At 62.4% G+C, this 16,151-nt stretch carries 11 protein-coding genes; 4 read left to right on the top strand and 7 right to left on the bottom strand.

Translation table 11 applies throughout. The annotated features are described in order from the left end of the window. Position 1 precedes the first annotated feature (1 nt). The 3 genes from JN756_RS12235 to JN756_RS12245 all read left to right on the top strand — a co-directional run bounded on the left by JN756_RS12235 (position 2) and on the right by JN756_RS12245 (position 5,315). Positions 2 to 3,136, top strand: a complete 3,135-nt coding sequence (locus JN756_RS12235) for an efflux RND transporter permease subunit (RefSeq protein ID WP_057005567.1) — start codon at positions 2 to 4, stop codon at positions 3,134 to 3,136. Next, entirely contained in the window at positions 3,133 to 4,527 is a 1,395-nt protein-coding gene (locus JN756_RS12240; RefSeq protein ID WP_201022118.1) for an efflux transporter outer membrane subunit, read from the top strand. Before JN756_RS12235 ends, JN756_RS12240 begins: the two co-directional genes overlap by 4 nt. 86 nt (positions 4,528 to 4,613) lie before the next feature. Beyond that, the gene (locus tag JN756_RS12245) at positions 4,614 to 5,315 is read left to right on the top strand and encodes an MlaA family lipoprotein (RefSeq protein ID WP_046385321.1); all 702 of its coding nucleotides are present in this window, start codon (positions 4,614 to 4,616) and stop codon (positions 5,313 to 5,315) included. A gap of 122 nt (positions 5,316 to 5,437) precedes the next feature. On the opposite strand, the gene JN756_RS12250 is transcribed toward JN756_RS12245, so the two are convergent. From JN756_RS12250 to JN756_RS12280, 7 genes are all read right to left on the bottom strand, one after another. Continuing rightward, positions 5,438 to 6,193: an ABC transporter ATP-binding protein gene (locus JN756_RS12250; protein WP_017847952.1), complete on the bottom strand. Its 756-nt coding sequence runs from the start codon at positions 6,191 to 6,193 to the stop codon at positions 5,438 to 5,440. Then, positions 6,187 to 7,248 carry a FecCD family ABC transporter permease gene (locus JN756_RS12255; protein WP_201022119.1) on the bottom strand — a complete coding sequence of 354 codons (1,062 nt, stop codon included), beginning with the start codon at positions 7,246 to 7,248 and terminating at the stop codon, positions 6,187 to 6,189. The genes JN756_RS12250 and JN756_RS12255 overlap by 7 nt, the downstream gene beginning before the upstream one ends. Continuing rightward, positions 7,245 to 8,414, bottom strand: coding sequence for an ABC transporter substrate-binding protein (locus JN756_RS12260; protein WP_057005570.1), 1,170 nt, complete (start codon positions 8,412 to 8,414; stop codon positions 7,245 to 7,247). Before JN756_RS12260 ends, JN756_RS12255 begins: the two co-directional genes overlap by 4 nt. 20 nt (positions 8,415 to 8,434) lie before the next feature. Continuing rightward, positions 8,435 to 10,810 carry a TonB-dependent receptor gene (locus JN756_RS12265; protein ID WP_169881427.1) on the bottom strand — a complete coding sequence of 792 codons (2,376 nt, stop codon included), beginning with the start codon at positions 10,808 to 10,810 and terminating at the stop codon, positions 8,435 to 8,437. A 111-nt stretch (positions 10,811 to 10,921) separates the two neighbouring features. Then, the gene (locus tag JN756_RS12270) at positions 10,922 to 11,899 is read right to left on the bottom strand and encodes a FecR domain-containing protein (protein WP_201022120.1); all 978 of its coding nucleotides are present in this window, start codon (positions 11,897 to 11,899) and stop codon (positions 10,922 to 10,924) included. Next, on the bottom strand, positions 11,900 to 12,415 hold the full coding sequence (locus JN756_RS12275; RefSeq protein ID WP_026140148.1) for a sigma-70 family RNA polymerase sigma factor: 516 nt from the start codon (positions 12,413 to 12,415) through the stop codon (positions 11,900 to 11,902). A 135-nt stretch (positions 12,416 to 12,550) separates the two neighbouring features. Further along, entirely contained in the window at positions 12,551 to 13,795 is a 1,245-nt protein-coding gene (locus tag JN756_RS12280) for an MFS transporter (protein WP_201022121.1), read from the bottom strand. Between the two features lie 116 nt (positions 13,796 to 13,911). Between JN756_RS12280 and JN756_RS12285 the strand changes: the two genes are divergently transcribed. After that, positions 13,912 to 16,122: a TonB-dependent receptor gene (locus JN756_RS12285; RefSeq protein WP_201022122.1), complete on the top strand. Its 2,211-nt coding sequence runs from the start codon at positions 13,912 to 13,914 to the stop codon at positions 16,120 to 16,122. Positions 16,123 to 16,151 lie beyond the last annotated feature (29 nt).

Here is a 16,151-nt window from a genome sequence, read left to right on the forward strand (position 1 = left end):
CGTGGCGCAGTTTTTTATTGATCGACCGATTTTCGCCTGGGTCATCGCCATCGTGATCATGCTCGGCGGCAGCCTGTCCATCAGCCAGTTGCCGTTGGAGCAATACCCCGACATCGCGCCGCCCACGGTGAAGATTTCCGCGACCTACACCGGGGCCTCGGCCAAGACCGTGGAAGACTCGGTGACCCAGGTCATCGAACAGCAGATGAAAGGCCTGGATAACCTGACCTACATGTCGGCCAACAGCAGTTCGGCGGGCAGCGCCAGCATCAGCTTGACCTTTACCGCCGGCACCGACCCGGATGTGGCCCAGATGCAGGTGCAGAACAAGCTGCAACAAGCCGAGTCGCGACTGCCGCAATCGGTACAAAGCGAAGGCCTGACCGTGACCAAGGGCGGCTCGGACTTCCTGATGATTGTCGCCCTGGCATCGGATGACCCCAGCGTTACCGGGACTCAGATCGGCGACTACATTTCCACCACCTTGCTCGACTCCATCAGCCGCATAGACGGCGTCGGCGATGTGCAGACTCTGGGATCAGGCTATGCCATGCGTATCTGGCTGGACCCGGCCCTGTTGGAAAAGTACGCGCTGATGCCTTCGGACGTCAGCAGTGCCCTGGAGGCGCAGAACACCGAAGTCTCCGCCGGGCAACTGGGTGCTTTGCCGGCGATCAAGGGGCAGCAGTTGAACGCCACGATCAGCGCCCGCAGCAAACTGCAGACCGTCGAAGAGTTTCGCAACGTGGTGGTCAAGTCCAGCAGCGACGGTGCCGTGGTGTTGCTGGGCGATATCGCGACCTTGGAGCTGGGCAGCGAAAGCTACGACATCAGCAGCGCCCTCAACGGCAAGCCCGCCGCGGCCATGGGCGTGCAACTGGCGGCAGGTGCGAATGCGCTGAGCGTCGGCAAGGCGGTCAAGGCCAAGCTCAAAGAGATGGAGCCGTTCTACCCGACTGAAATGCAGCTTAAAAACGTGATTGCCTACGACACCACGCCGTTTGTCAGCCTGTCCATCGAGGAAGTGGTCAAGGCCTTGGGCGAGGCCATCGTGCTGGTGGTGTTGATCATGTTCCTGTTCCTGCAAAACCTGCGCGCGACGCTGATCCCGGCGATTACCGTACCGGTGGTGCTGCTGGGCACGTTCGGCGTGTTGGCGATGTTTGGCTATTCGATCAACACCTTGACGATGTTTGCCATGGTCCTGGCGATCGGCTTGCTGGTGGACGATGCCATCGTGGTGGTGGAGAACGTTGAGCGGCTGATGGGCGAGGGGCTATCGCCCGTGGCGGCCACGCGTCAATCGATGCGTGAAATCAGCAGCGCACTGGTCGGCATCACGCTGGTGCTGAGCGCGGTGTTTATCCCCATGGCGTTTTTCGGCGGTTCCACCGGGATTATCTATCGGCAGTTCTCGGTGACCATTGTTTCGGCGATGGTCCTGTCGGTGCTGGTGGCGATGACCCTGACCCCGGCGCTCTGCGCTTCGTTGCTCAAAACGCGTGATGGCCGCGGGCATGGTGCTCAGCACGGGTTCTTCGGCTGGTTCAACCGCACCTTTGAACGTGCCAGCGCCGGTTACGAGCGCTGGGTGGGTGTGGTGCTGAGGCGTTGGGGGCGCAGCCTGTTGCTCTATGGCGCGGTGCTGGTGGTCATGGCGGTGGGGTACATGAGCCTGCCCACGTCGTTTCTGCCGGACGAAGATCAAGGGATCCTCATGGCACAGATCCAGTTGCCAGTCGGGGCGACGGACAGCCGCACGCAAGCTGTGATCAAGCAGTTCGAGGACTACATCCTGAAACAGCCCGAAGTCGAAGCGATGATCAGCATCAGCGGGCTGGGCATGGGGGGTAACAGCCAGAACACCGCGCGCGCGTTTATCCGCCTCAAGGACTGGGACGAACGCGGTGGGCCCGGCCAGGGGGCGGCGGCCATTGCCCAACGGGCGACCATGGCGCTCTCCAGCATCGGCGATGCCGACGCTTTCGTCATGCAACCACCGACGGTGCGCGGCCTGGGCCAGAGCTCGGGGTTCGACCTGCAACTCAAGGACCTCGCCGGCCTGGGCCATGATGCGCTGGTGGCGGCCCGCGAACAGTTTCTTGAGCTGGCCAGAAAAGACCCGCGCTTGCTGGGCGTTCGCAGCAACGGTCTGGACGATGCGCCGCAGCTCAAGGTCAGCATCGACGACCGCAAGGCCGGAGCGCTGAGCCTGAGTACCAGCGACATCAACACCACCTTGTCGACGGCGTTGGGCGGTACGTATGTGAATGACTTTCTCAACCAGGGCCGGGTGAAAAAAGTCTACGTGCAGGGCCAGGCATCCGCGCGCATGCAGGCCGCGGACCTTGATCATTGGTTCGTGCGCAACAGCAGCAATGAAATGGTGCCGTTCTCATCGTTTGCCAGCAGCACCTGGAGTTACGGCTCGCCCTTGCTGGAACGCTATAACGGGAACGCCTCCCTGGAAATCGTCGGCGACCCCGCGCCAGGCGTGAGCTCCGGCGACGCGATGGACGCGGTGGAAGCCATCGTCCGGCAATTGCCCCAGGGCATCGGCTACGAATGGACCGGGCAGTCCTATCAGTTGCGGCTATCCGGCTCCCAGGCTCCGTTGCTCTATGCACTCTCCGTATTGTTTGTGTTCCTGTGCCTGGCCGCGCTCTACGAGAGTTGGTCGGTGCCGTTTTCGGTGATTCTGGTGGTCCCCCTGGGGGTGATCGGTGCAGTGCTGGCGACCCGTGTCGCCGGGTTGAGCAACGACGTGTATTTCCAGGTGGGGCTGTTGACCACCGTGGGCCTGGCCGCGAAAAACGCGATCCTGATCGTGGAGTTCGCCAAGCACCTGCAAGAGCAGGGCAACAGCCTGATCGATGCGACGCTGATCGCGGTGCGCCAACGCTTGCGGCCGATTCTGATGACGTCCCTGGCCTTCATGTTCGGCGTGTTGCCGTTGGCCTTGAGTAGCGGCGCAGGCTCCGCCGGGCGTCAGGCCATCGGTACGGGCGTGCTGGGCGGTATGTTCAGCGCCACGGTGCTGGGGATCTTCTTTGTACCGCTGTTTTTTGTGCTGATCCGCCGCCGTTTCGGCAGCGAGCGCAGTACTCGTCAATCTGCCCCGACAGGTGATGCATGATCAAGTCACATTGGCCTTTGCTGGCCGCCATGGTCCTGGGTGGCTGCGTCAACCTGGCACCCCAGTATGAGCGGCCGGAAGCGCCTGTTTCCGCGCAATGGCTGCCGACGGCCAGCCTGCCGAAAGGGCAGGCGGGGGCCGATGTCAAATGGCAGCAGTTCTTTACCGACAGCCGCCTGGCACAGTTGCAGGCGTTGGCGCTGGCCAATAACCGCGACTTGCGCCTGGCCAGCCTGAATGTCGAAAAGGCCCAGGTGCAGTACCGCATCAAGCGCGCGGACCTGTTTCCCACCATCGATGCCAGCGTCAGCGGCACCCACAGCCGCACGCCAGGGTCGTTGTCCAGCACCGGCACGGCGGCCACCACTCACGATTACAGTGCGCAATTGGGCTTGAGCAGTTATGAACTGGACGTGTTTGGCCGGCTACGCAACCTGCGGGATGAGGCGCTGGAAGACTACCTGGCGCTGACGGAAACCCGACGCAGTACGCAGATCAGCCTGGTGGCCGAAGTGGCCACCGCCTGGCTGACCCTGGCCGCCGACAACGAACGGCTGCTGCTGGCCCAGGAAACCCTGACCAGCCAGTTGGCCACCTACGACCTGACCCAGCGCAGCTATGCCCTGGGCGGCTCCTCCGCGCTGTCCGTGGCGCAAGCCCAGACCACGGTCGAGTCGGCGCGCGGCGATGTGGCGTCCTACGAGAGCCAGATTCTGCAGGACCGCAATGCCTTGCGCTTGTTGGTCGGCAGCGACCTTCCCGAGGCACTCTTGCCGGGCACGCACCTGGCGTCGGCGGCGGTGCTGGTGGACATACCGGCGGGCCTGCCGTCGAGCCTCTTGCAACAACGCCCGGATGTGCTGTCGGCGGAACACACGCTCAAGTCGGCGAACATCGACATCGGCGCGGCCCGTGCGGCGTTTTACCCCAGCATCAGCCTGACCGCCAACGCCGGCTCGTCCAGCTCGGCATTGGCCGGCCTGTTCAAATCCGGCAGCGGTGCCTGGACCTTTGCCCCGAGCATCAGCGTGCCGATTTTCGACGCCGGGAGTAACCGCGCGACCCTGGATTCGGCCAAGGTCGAGCGCGACATCCAGATACAGACTTATCAGCAGACCCTGCAGACCGCGTTCCGCGAAGTGGCCGACGCGCTGGCCGTGCGCAGCACCCTGGATCGCCGGATCGCCGCGCAACAGGCGCTGACCGACGCCAGCCGCAAGAGCTTCGAACTCTCGGACGCCTTGTACCGGGGCGGGTCGCAAAGCTACCTGGAAGCCCTGGATGCACAACGCTCGCTCTACAGCGCCCAGCAGGACCTGATCACCCTGCGTCTGACCGAGCAGAGTAACCGCATCACGTTGTACAAAGTGTTGGGAGGCGGTTGGAATTAATGGCCCTGTCTCTTGCACACACAATCGCCGCGATGGAACGGCTGGCGCGCGTCAAATCGGCTGACTTCATTCAATGGGAAATCAACATGCGTGCATCTCGTTCCACTTTAAGCCGTTGCGCTCAGGTACTGACCTGCGCCAGTTTCATAACGCTTTCAGCCCTTTGCCAGGCGGATTCCGACAAGGACCCGTGGGAGCGTATCAACCGACCCATTTTCTCATTCAATGACACGCTGGATACCTACGCACTGAAACCCCTTGCCCAGGGTTATCAATTTGTCACCCCGCGCATTGCGCAAGACGGCGTGCATAATTTTTTCAACAATCTGGGGGAGGTCAAGAACCTGGCGAACAACTTACTTCAAGCCAAGTTCTATAGCGCCGGGGTTGATACGAGCCGCTTCTTACTCAACAGCACCATTGGCCTGGCAGGATTGGTCGATGTCGCGACGCCCATGGGACTGCAGCGCAATGACGAAGATTTCGGTCAAACCCTCGGTTACTGGGGGGTAGGTAGTGGTCCTTATCTTGTGCTGCCACTCTTGGGGCCCAGCACACTTCGCGATGCGCCGGCCATCTTTCCCGATATCTACGCCAACCCGGTTCGTTACATCGGCGACGTTCCGACGCGTAATAGCCTGTACGGCCTGGGCATGATCGACGGACGCGCTCAATATATAAAATCTGAAAAGCTCATCACCGGGGATAAATACAACTTCATTCGAAGCGTTTATCTGCAACACCGGGAGTTCAAGATCAACGATGGCAACGTAAAGGACGACTTTTGATCAGCGCGGTTCGACCTCGGGATCAAGTTACCCGTTGACACTATCCGGATGCGCCGCCCATCGAAGCCCAGGCACTGATGGCCGGCGCGGCCGTGGAATACAGGCTGGAGTGCTCGCGGCCCTCAAACAATATCGTCGATCAGGATATGAGGCTGCCCGCGACTGCACTGTTCAATGCGCGCCTGGACCTTGTACACAGTGCGCAGCATCTGTTCTGTAATGACCTCACGGCTCGCGCCACTGCCTTGTGCGGTACCGTCGGCAATCACCAGCACCTGATCGGCAAAACGTAACGCCTGGTTCAGGTCATGGATGGCGATGAACACAATGACCCGACGCCGGCGGGCCAATGCCTGCATGAAGTCCAACACCTGGACCTGGCGGTGCATGTCGAGGGCGCTGGTGGGTTCGTCCATCAACAGGATCTCCGGCTCGCGCACCAAGGTCTGCGCGATGGACACGAGCTGTTGCTGCCCGCCGCTGAGTTCGCCGAGGTTGCGAAAGGACAGGCCGGTGATCCCCAGCGCCTGCAATATCTCGTCGACCAGCGTCAGCTCATCATCGTGGACGACCCAGCCGGGCGACAGTTGTTTACGTGCCAGAAGCACCGATTCGTACACCGTCAATCGAGCGCTGCCGTTCAAGCCCTGCGGCATGTAGCTGATGCCCCGCACGCCCTTTTTCGAGCCCTGCAGAATCACCCGGCCGGGGCCGTCGATCAAGCCTGCCATGCGCTTGAACAGGGTGGACTTGCCGGCGGCATTGGGGCCGACCACCGCGACCACTTGGCCACCCATAAATGCGCCGGTCGTGACACCGCTGATGATCGTGCGCTGACCGTAGCGGGCACCAAGGTTCTCCAGCTGGATCGTCACCATGAGTTTTTCTTCCCGCTGAGAATCAGAGATATGAAGAACGGCACGCCGATCAACGATGTGACCACGCCGATCGGAAAGATCGCGCCCGGAATCAGGGTCTTACTGACCACCGAACTGACGGACAGAATCAGTGCGCCGGTCAGCAGCGACGCCGGCAGGAAGAACCGCTGGTCTTCACCAATCAACATCCGCGCAATGTGCGGGCCGACCAGCCCGATAAAGCCGATGGTGCCGACGAAGGCCACGGGAAACGCGGCGAGCAGGCTGACCATGATCAACGTCTGAAAGCGCAGGCTGCGCACGTTGATACCGAAACTGGCGGCCTTGTCATCGCCCAGCCTCAGGGCTGTGAGGGCCCAGGCGCGCCTGGCGAAAATCGGCAGGGTGACCACGATCACCAGGCAGATCACACCGAGTTTGGGCCAGGTGGCTTTGGTCAGGCTGCCCATGGTCCAGAACACCACGGCCGCCACGGCTTGCTCGGTGGCAAAAAACTGCACCAGGGCCAACAACGCGTTGAACGTGAACACCAGGGCAATGCCCAGCAGCACGATGGTTTCAGCGGTGACGCTGCGGCGCATGCTCAGGAAGTGGATCAGCAAGGCAGAGAGCATGGCCATGACGAACGCGTTCACCGGCACCATGTACTGTGCCGCCAATGGGAACAGGGCCACGCCAAACGCCAGGCCCATGGCCGCGCCGAAGCTGGCGGCGGCAGAAATGCCCAGGGTGAAGGGGCTGGCCAGCGGGTTGTTGAGGATGGTCTGCATCTGCGCACCCGCCAGTGATAATGCCGCGCCCACGGCAACCGCCATCAGGGCGACAGGCAGGCGGATATCCCACATCACCACGCGTACCTGCGCCGAAGCGTCGTCCGGTGAAAACAGTGCGCCGAGTACTTCGCGCAGGCTGTAACTCGCCGGGCCCAGGGCCAGGTCAAGCAGGACACTGCAGAGCAGCAGCGTCATCAGTCCGGCGAGGATCAGCCGCTTGCGCAGCACCAGGCGACGGTAGGTCTCGCGCTGCACCACCAGGGTGTCGCTCGGTGCGCTCATGGCTTGACCTCGGGGGTGCGCAAGCTGACGAAATAGCCCGGCTCGTAAGGTACCGGCAGAAACCGCTCGTGCAGCTCGCGAAAGGAGGCCTCGGGGTCCAGGTCGGCAAACAGCGTGGGATGAAACCATTTGGCCAGTTGCTGGATGGCCACGAACTGGTAAGGGCTGTTGTAGAACTGATGCCAGATCGCATGAAAGGCCTGGTTGTCCTGCGCCTTGATCCCTGCGTAGGCTGGCCGTTGGGTGTACCAGGCCAGTTTGTGCCGGGCTTGCGTCATGTCGGCGCCCGGGCCGACGCCGACCCAATGGCCGCCAGGGGCGAACGCCTCCCAGTTGGCGCTGGTGACTACCACGTGCGCCGGGTTGGCGACGATGACCTGTTCGGGATTCAACTGGCCGAAGGTGCTGGGGATAATGCCTCTGGCGATATTGTCGCCACCGGCCATGTCGACAAAAAGCCCGAAGTTTTCGTTGCCGAAGCTCAGGCAGCAATCGTCCGTGTAACCGCCGATGCGTTCGATAAACACCGCGGGGCGCACAGGCTGCTGCGCCGCGATCACGTCGGTCACCCGGCGGATCTGCCGGTTGCGAAAATCAATGAAAGCCTCGGCACGCGCTTCTTTGCCCAACAGTCGGCCGAACAGGCGCATGGTCAGCTCGGTGTTCTGCATCGGTTGATTGCGAAAGTCGACGTACACCACCGGTATGCCCAGGGCATCGAGCTTCTCGATATAGCGCGCATCCTCGGTGGCATGCTGCGCCTCGATGTTGAGGATGATCACGTCGGGGTGCTGGGCGATCGCTTGTTCGATGTCGAAGGTCCCGTCTTCAAAACCGCCAAAGGTGGGAATCCTGGCAATGGCGGGAAATTTGCGCAGGTAGGCTCCGTAGGTGTCCGGGTCCGACTGGATCAGATCCTTGCGCCAGCCGACGATGCGTTCGATGGGGTTTTGCGTATCCAGGGCGGCGACCAGGTACAACTGGCGACCCTCCCCGAGAATCATCCGCCTGACCGGCAGATGGACCTTGACCTCGCGGCCGAGCAGGTCGGTGACGGTACTGCGCGCGGCATCCGCCTCGGCGGCGGGGGCGGGCAGTGAAGCCCCGAGCAAGCCAGCCACTAACAGCGCCGCGAAGGCGTGGCTGCGTCGAACGATGGTAACCATGGTTAAAGCCTTTGCAGGTGTCAGAAGTCGACCGTGGCCGAGAGTAAAAGCGTGCGTGGCGAGCCCTGGGAAAACGCTCCATAAGAGGCGACACCCGACCAGTACTCGCGATCGAACAGGTTTTGCACCGTGGCGCGGAACGTTGTCGGCCGCTGTGCGATACGCGTGGTGTAACGTGCGCCGAGGTCGATGCGGGTCCAGGGATCCAGTTGTTGGCTGTTGGCCTGGTTGACGTACTGGCGGGCGGTATAGATCGCGCCACTGGTGAACGTCAGCCCCTCGACCCAGGGGATGTCCCATTCGGCCCAGAGGTTGGCTTGTACATCCGGCACGCCGACCGGAGTGTTGCCCCGGTTGGCGGCAATGCCGGTTTTGGTCAACTGTGCATCCAGCAGCGTCACTCCCCCGAGCAGGCGCGCGCCTGGGGCGACCTCGCCAAACAGGTTCAGCTCGATGCCCCGATTGCGCTGTTCGCCTTGCACCGAAAACGTCCCGCCCGACAACTCGCCGCTGGGCTTCTTGATCTGGAACAGCGCCAGGGTCGCCATGAACGTGCCGTAGTCGAGCTTGACCCCGATCTCCTGCTGCCGGGAAACGTAAGGGGCGAAGATCTGGCCTGCATTGGCGGCGTTGGCCGGGGCGACGTCGCCCTTGCTCAGGCCCTCAAGGTAGTTGTAGTAGAGCGACACATGGTCCCAGGGTTTGACCACCACCCCGAACAGCGGCGTGGTCTTGCCTCCGTCATACGCCGTGCTCACCGTACCGGAGGCGTTGTAGTTGCTCGACTCAATATGCTGTCTGCGCAGGCCGAAGGTGACCTGCAGGCGTTGCTCGAGCACCGACAGGGTGTCGGCGATGGCGATGCCGGATAATTGCGTCGCGGAGACCTTTGGCGTATCCGGCTCGGCAATCGAAGGCTTGGGCTGATCGATCGGGTGGTAGATGTTCGACAGGATGACCGCGCCGGATGTGATGCCACGGGACAACTCGTCGCGATAACGCGAGACTTGCAGGGCCGTGACGTGGCCGACCGGCCCGGTGTCGAAGCGTAGGCGCGTGCCCGCATCGACGGTGTAGCGCTGCACGTTGAACTTGTAATAGCCGGGTGTCGAGGCGGTGTCGCCGGCGGCGTTGAGGAGGGTTGGGGTCTGGTCGGACATGCGCGCGACAGCCGACCTGCCGCCACCGGCATGGGCGAAGACGGTCAAGGCGTCGGTGAGGTCGTATTCACCGCTGAGCAACGCGGATTTATCACGGGTTTCGGACCAGCCCCAGTCTTGGCTCACATTGGTCCGCCCATTGGCGGCGGAAGGCATCTCCACGCCCGTGTCGATCAGGAACGGTCGAGATGCCGCGTCGAACTTTTCTTGCTGGGAGATCAGGTCCAGGCTGCCTCGCAGGCGATCGGACCGGTAGTCCAGGGACACGGCGCCGAGCCCGACGGCGCGCGATTGGTCGTCGATCACGGTGTTGCCTTGCTGGACACTGGCGTTGACCCGCACCCCCCATCGGCGTTCCTCGCCAAAGCGCCGGCTGATGTCGATATGGTTCCCCAGTTGCGCATCCTGGGCGTAACTGGCGGTGAACCGCGTCAAGTCTTCATCCAGGGAGCGCTTGGGCACCACATTGATCACCCCGCCGACGGCACTGTTGGGCGACATGCCGTAGAGCAGTGCGCTCGGGCCTTTGACGACCTCGATGCGTTCGGCGTATTCGGTGAACACCCGATAGTTGGAGGCCACGCCATAGACACCGTCGAAGGCCAGCTCACCGAGGTTGCCTTCGCCGACCGGAAACCCACGGATAAAAAAAGAATCGACAATCCCGCCGGTCTGCCCGGTGGCGCGGACCGACGAATCGCGCTCCAGCACGTCGCCCACGGTCGTTGCCTGTTGGTCCTTGATCAGCGACGAGGTGTAAGTGCTGACGCTGAAGGGCGCGTCCATTACATCGGTATTACCCAGCATGCCCAGGCGTCCTCCCGCGGCCACCTGGCCCCCCGGGTACACCGGGGGCAAGGTCTCGGCCGGCTGGTCGTGGCCACTGATCGTGGTCTGCGCCAGGGTGACCCTGCGGAGCGCCAAGGTGTAGCTGCCGTCGTTGCGCAGCAGCATGTCCAGGCCACTGCCGGCCAGCAAATGCGCGACTGCCGCCTGGGTCGAGTAATTTCCAGAAAGCCTTGGGCTGATCAACCCTTCAGTGATCGACGGCTCGAAGGACAAGGCAATGCCGGCTTCCACGGCAAAGCTCGACAAGGTTGCGCCGAGCGGTCCGGGGGCAAGGTTGTACGCGCGCACGGTCACTGAATCCAGCTGCACCGGCGCGTCCGCCCGGGCCAAAGGGCAGGCCGCACCGATCAGGGTCAGGCTGAGCAACGCGCTGCGAATGACCGGCATCAATGGGGGGCCCTGTGGCGAGAGGAAGTGGCTGTTCCTTCATTGCCAGTTGAGATCAAAAAAAGTATCAGCCTGGCAATGCTTTTTTTTGCGAGGTTTGCCTTCGCGGCGTCAGGCGGGCGACAGCGTGACCCAATACCCGTTCAAATGGCCGGTGGCGAGCACCGGGTAGGTTTGCACCAGCATGTTCAAGGTGCGTTGGGTATCGCTGATCGGGAAGGCACCGGAGACGCGCAGGTCGGCAACGGCCGGATCACAGCGCACAAAACCACGACGATAACGCGCCAGCTCGGCAACGAAATCCGCCAGGCGCATCTTGTCCGCCATCAGCATGCCCTGGGCCCAGGCACCGACGTAGCGACCGGCGGCAGTCAGCGCTCCAAAGGTCTGTGAGGAAAAGTCGGTGCGCTGCCCGGCGTTGACGATCAGCGGCGCGGTTTGGCGGTTTTCGGCCAGTTCCACTTTCACTGCGCCTTCCAGTACGGCGAGCTGGGTACGCGGGCCCAGTTCACGCACGGTAAAGCGCGTGCCCAGGGCCTGCATGCGGCCCTGTCGGGTGATGACGAGGAAGGGGCGGGGGACGGAAGCGGTATCCGGTGCGGTCTGCACCAGTATTTCGCCTTCGCGCAGATGGATCAGCCGCTGTTGGCCATCAAACAGCACATCCATGGCAGTGTCGGTATTCAACGTGATGCGTGAGCCATCGGCCAGGGTCAATTCGCGCCGTTGGCCCACGGCCGTGCGGTAGTCGGACGACCATCGGCCTGACTCCACCAGCTTCCAGCTGCCCCAACCCGCCGGTATCACCGCCAGCAGCAGGGCCAATTTACCCAGGGCCGCACGCCGCTCCAGATTGCTTGGCCGATCCAGCGCCGACATCGCCAGGGAAGACGGCAAGCCGCCCAGCTTGCTTTGCAGCAATTGCGCCCGCGACCACGCGCGATCGCGCTCGGGGCTGCTGACCTTCCAGCGCTCCCACTCGGCACGTTCGTTGTCGCTCAACCCGTTGTCGCTCAAACGCATCAGCCATTCGGCGGCTTCTTCAAGCACGTCGGGATTCAGCGGTGGCTCTCTGCGCAGCGCGCGCATCTATTCGACCATCATCATGCAGTGCAGGAACGCTTGCTTCATGTAGCGTTTGACGGTGATCAGCGAGACGTCCAGTTGCTTGGCGATGTCGTCGTATTTCAGCCCGTTGATCTGCGACAGCAGGAACGCCCGCTTCACCAGCGGCGGCAGGGCATCGAGCATGGCGTCGATTTCGTGCAGGGTTTCCAGCACCATGAAGTGCGATTCAGGCGACGGCACATCCTGTGCGGGCGCGTTGGCGAGTGCCTCCAGGTAGGCACGCTCCAGCGCCTTGCGCTGGTACCAGTTGATCAGGATGCCCTTGGCCACGCAGCTCAAGTAGGCGCGAGGCTGCTCGATTACCGTGACCTGTGAAGCCAGGATGCGAGTGAAGGTGTCCTGCGCCAGATCCGCCGCATCCATGGCGTTGCCCAGTTTTCTTTTCAGCGTCGCGTACAGCCAGCTGTGATGCCCGCTGTACAGGGCCTCAATCGCGCGCAGGTGACTCGGGTGGTTCGCGGAGTGGGTTTGGCTCATGGCGCGGGCGTGCATCTAATTGAGAAGTATTCCCAATGCTAGTTGACAAGATGCTTGAAAAGCAAGGGGGGATCAGTGCCCCGCGATCGGTGCGATCCCCTGTGCTGGCGTGTCCTTCATCGCCATGCACCCGGTTCAATCCCGACCCGCGACTCGGTGAGGTTGCTTGTCCGCGGGCCAGTAACGCAGGGCGACGATCAGCACCAGCGCCAGCGCATACGCCAGGCAAACGAACAGATACGTGTAGGGCAGGCCATACGCTTGGCTGAGCAAGCCGCCGATGCAGATACCGGCAATCGAGGCAAACTGCGCGGTGCTTTGCGCGATACCCAGTACATAGCCCTGTCGGGCACTCTCGGCGGTGGTCGAGATCAGGGCCATCAGCACTGGCGTCGTGGCACCCAGCAGTACTCCCCAGACGAAGTAGGCCAGGATAAACACCACGGGGTTGCGGGTAATGCCCGCCACGGCGGTCAGCGCGATGCAACCGATCACCACGTAAGTGATGCGCTGCAGCGTCTGGCGTAGAGAGCGCTGCTCGAAGTAGCGCGACCATGCCGTCGCCGAAAGAATGAAGCCCAGGGCCAATAGCCCGTAGCACAGGCCGACCACTGAGTGGCTGACATCGAATGTGGAACTGACGTAAAGCGAGAACGAAGTCTGGGGCAGCATTCGCGCCAACAGCAGAATCCCCATGATGCCCAACAGCGACAGCAGGGGCGAGCCACGCCAGCCGGCAGCGCTGGCCTGGGCGGGGGCGCAGGTGTTTACCGGCGCGGTTTTTTTCACGGGGGGGACGTCCGGCAGTGTCATGGCGGCGATCACCGTGCAGGCGGCGCATAACACCGAGGCCACGATATTGATCCAGAAAAACGTCGCGTAATCGAGAATCAGGCCGCCGAGCACGGCGCCCAGCAACGAGCCGACGTTGGTCGATATCTGCAGAATCGCGAACAGCCGGGCCCGGCGCGACGGGCTTTCGATACTCACGCCGTAGGCCTGCGCCGGGGCAATGTAGCCCGCGAAGGCACCCTGCAGGAAACGCAGGGCCAGGATCGCCCAGATGTCGCTGAAAAACGCCAGGCCGAGCTGGGTCAAGGACAACCCGGCGAGCGCGCGGATCATCATCAACTTGTGCCCGTATCGATCGCCGATACGGCCCCAGAACGCACTGGTCAGCATGATGCCCAGCATCGGTCCCACGTACACAGCGATGCTGGCGAAACTGAAAAGCGCCTCCGAAGAGGCCAGCTCGCGCAGGTGTACGGGCCAGAATGGCCCGCTCATTTCCATCGCGCCCATGGAGACCAGTTGGATCGCGAACAAAAGATAAACAAGGGTCCTGACACTTGAACCCTGAATGACACCTGCATGGGACATGGGACGGCCTCGGCGGATGAACCCGGTAAAAAAACAGGGAGGGATGATACTTTTTCGCAAGTCGGCTGGCATTAGGAGTGATTCCCATTTTCCTACGTTGAAAGGATCCTCTCGTCATGCCCGTTATCTGTCGTCCCTATGGTGAACGCGTGTTAACCCTCGCGATTCGGAGCGCCATGCTGAATGTCGTCTTGGTCGCATGCAGCGCCAATGCCTCGGCGGCTACGCCACAGCCCGCAGCGGGCGACGCGTCAACGCCTGACAGCGCGCAGAGCCTGATCCTCGACACCACCACCATCGACGCCCGCGAGGCTGGCCCCACGGCATTGCCGCCGGTACTGGCCGGCGGGCAGGTCGCCCGTGGCGCGCGCCTGGGGATGATGGGCAACAAGGATGTGATGGACGCCCCGTTCAGTGTGACCAGCTACACCGCCAAAACCCTGGCCGACCTGCAAACAGTGACGGCGGCCGACGCCCTGGAACGCGATCCTTCGGTGCGGTCCACGGGGCAGACGGGCGGTATCGTCGATTCGTTTTTCATCCGTGGGTTTGCCATCGGCGAAGGCAACCTTGGCGAGTTGGCCTATGACGGCGTGTACGGTGTGGCGCCGAACTACCGGACGTTCACCGACTACGCCGAACGCATCGAGGTGCTCAAGGGGCCCGGTGCGCTGATGTACGGTGTCTCGCCGAACAGTGGCGTTGGCGGCGTCATCAACATCGTGCCGAAGCGGGCGCTGGATGAAGACCTGACGCGCTTTACCGGCAGTTACGCATCGGACTCCCAAGTGGGCGGCCACTTGGACATCAGCCGGCGCTTTGGTGAAGAAAACCAGTTTGGCCTGCGCTTCAACGGCAGCCTCCAGGGCGGCGACACCGCCGTCGATAATCAGAAGCGCGAGGTGGATATCGGGGCCATTGCCTTGGATTATCGCGGCGAGCGGTTGCGCCTGAACCTTGACTACATCAGCCAGAAAGAAAACTTTGACGGCGCCTCGCGCCCCTTCACCGTCGCAACGGGCGTCGACGTGCCATCTGCCGCCAATGGCCGCACCAGCCTGCCGCAAAAATGGGGTTGGTCGGACACCAAGGAACAGTCGGCACTGCTCGGCGGCGAGTATGACTTGAGCGATGCGCTGACCGTGTTCGCCCATGCCGGCGGGGGCAAGTCGGATGTGAAGCGCCTGTCCGACCAGGTGCCCAGGATCCTCAACGATGCCGGCGATACCAGCAATATCCCGGGTTATTACAAGTTCAACGTCGACCGTTCGACCGCCGATGCGGGCCTTCGCGGGCTGTTCGCCACCGGGCCGGTGACGCACATGACCACGCTGATGGCGACCCGTTACCGGGACGAACTGTCCCGAGGCATCACCAATGGTAAGGAGATCCGCTCCAACATCTATCACCCGGTGGATACGCCCAAGCAATACCTCGACGCCCCCAAAGTGCTGCGCATTTCGGAAACGGAACTGTCCGGCGTCGCACTGACGGACACCCTGGGCGTGCTGGACGACCGCCTCCAACTGACCCTGGGCCTGCGCCGGCAAGCGATCGAGTCGCGTAACTACAATGCCGCCGGGGCTGTCAGCTCCCGCAACAAAGACACTGCCACGACGCCGTTGCTGGGCGTCGTGGTCAAGCCCTGGGATGACGTGTCTTTGTATTACAACTATGTCGAAGGCTTGAGCAAGGGCGATACCGCCCCAGGCACCGCGAACAACGGCGGCCAGACATTCGCCCCTTATGTGTCCAAACAGCACGAGCTCGGCGTGAAGTATGAACACCACACGTTCATCACGAGCGTGGCGTTGTTCCAGATCGAAAAGCCCAGCGGCGAGCTGGGTGCCAACAATGTGTATTCCGTGCAATCGGAGCAACGCAACCGTGGCGTGGAAGTGAGCCTGTACGGGGAAGTCGCGCCGGGCACGCGCTTGATGGGGGGCGTGACGTTCCTCGACGGCGAGTTGACGAAGTCCGCCACCGCAGCCAACCGGGGCAACAAACCGGTCGGCGTACCCGACATCCAGGCCAACCTCTGGGCCGAATGGGATACCCCATGGCTGGAAGGCTTTACCTTGACCGGCGGCGCGATCTACACCGACAGCCAATACGTCAACCAGGCCAACACCCAGGAACTGGACGCCTGGACTCGCATCGATGCGGGCGCGCGTTATGCCACGAAGATAGAAGGGCGACCTACGACGTTCCGCGCCACCGTGCAGAACGTATTCGACCGTGAGTACTGGTCGGGCGTCGCCTCCTACGGCGCCTTTTCCCCGGGATCTCCGCGCACCTTGCAGTTGTCGGCCACGGTTGATTTCTGAGGTCGGTGTGGAGTGTGCTTTTCATGACG

It is taken from the genome of Pseudomonas sp. Y39-6 (assembly GCF_023651955.1).
Taxonomy (GTDB): Bacteria; Pseudomonadota; Gammaproteobacteria; order Pseudomonadales; family Pseudomonadaceae; genus Aquipseudomonas; species Aquipseudomonas veronii.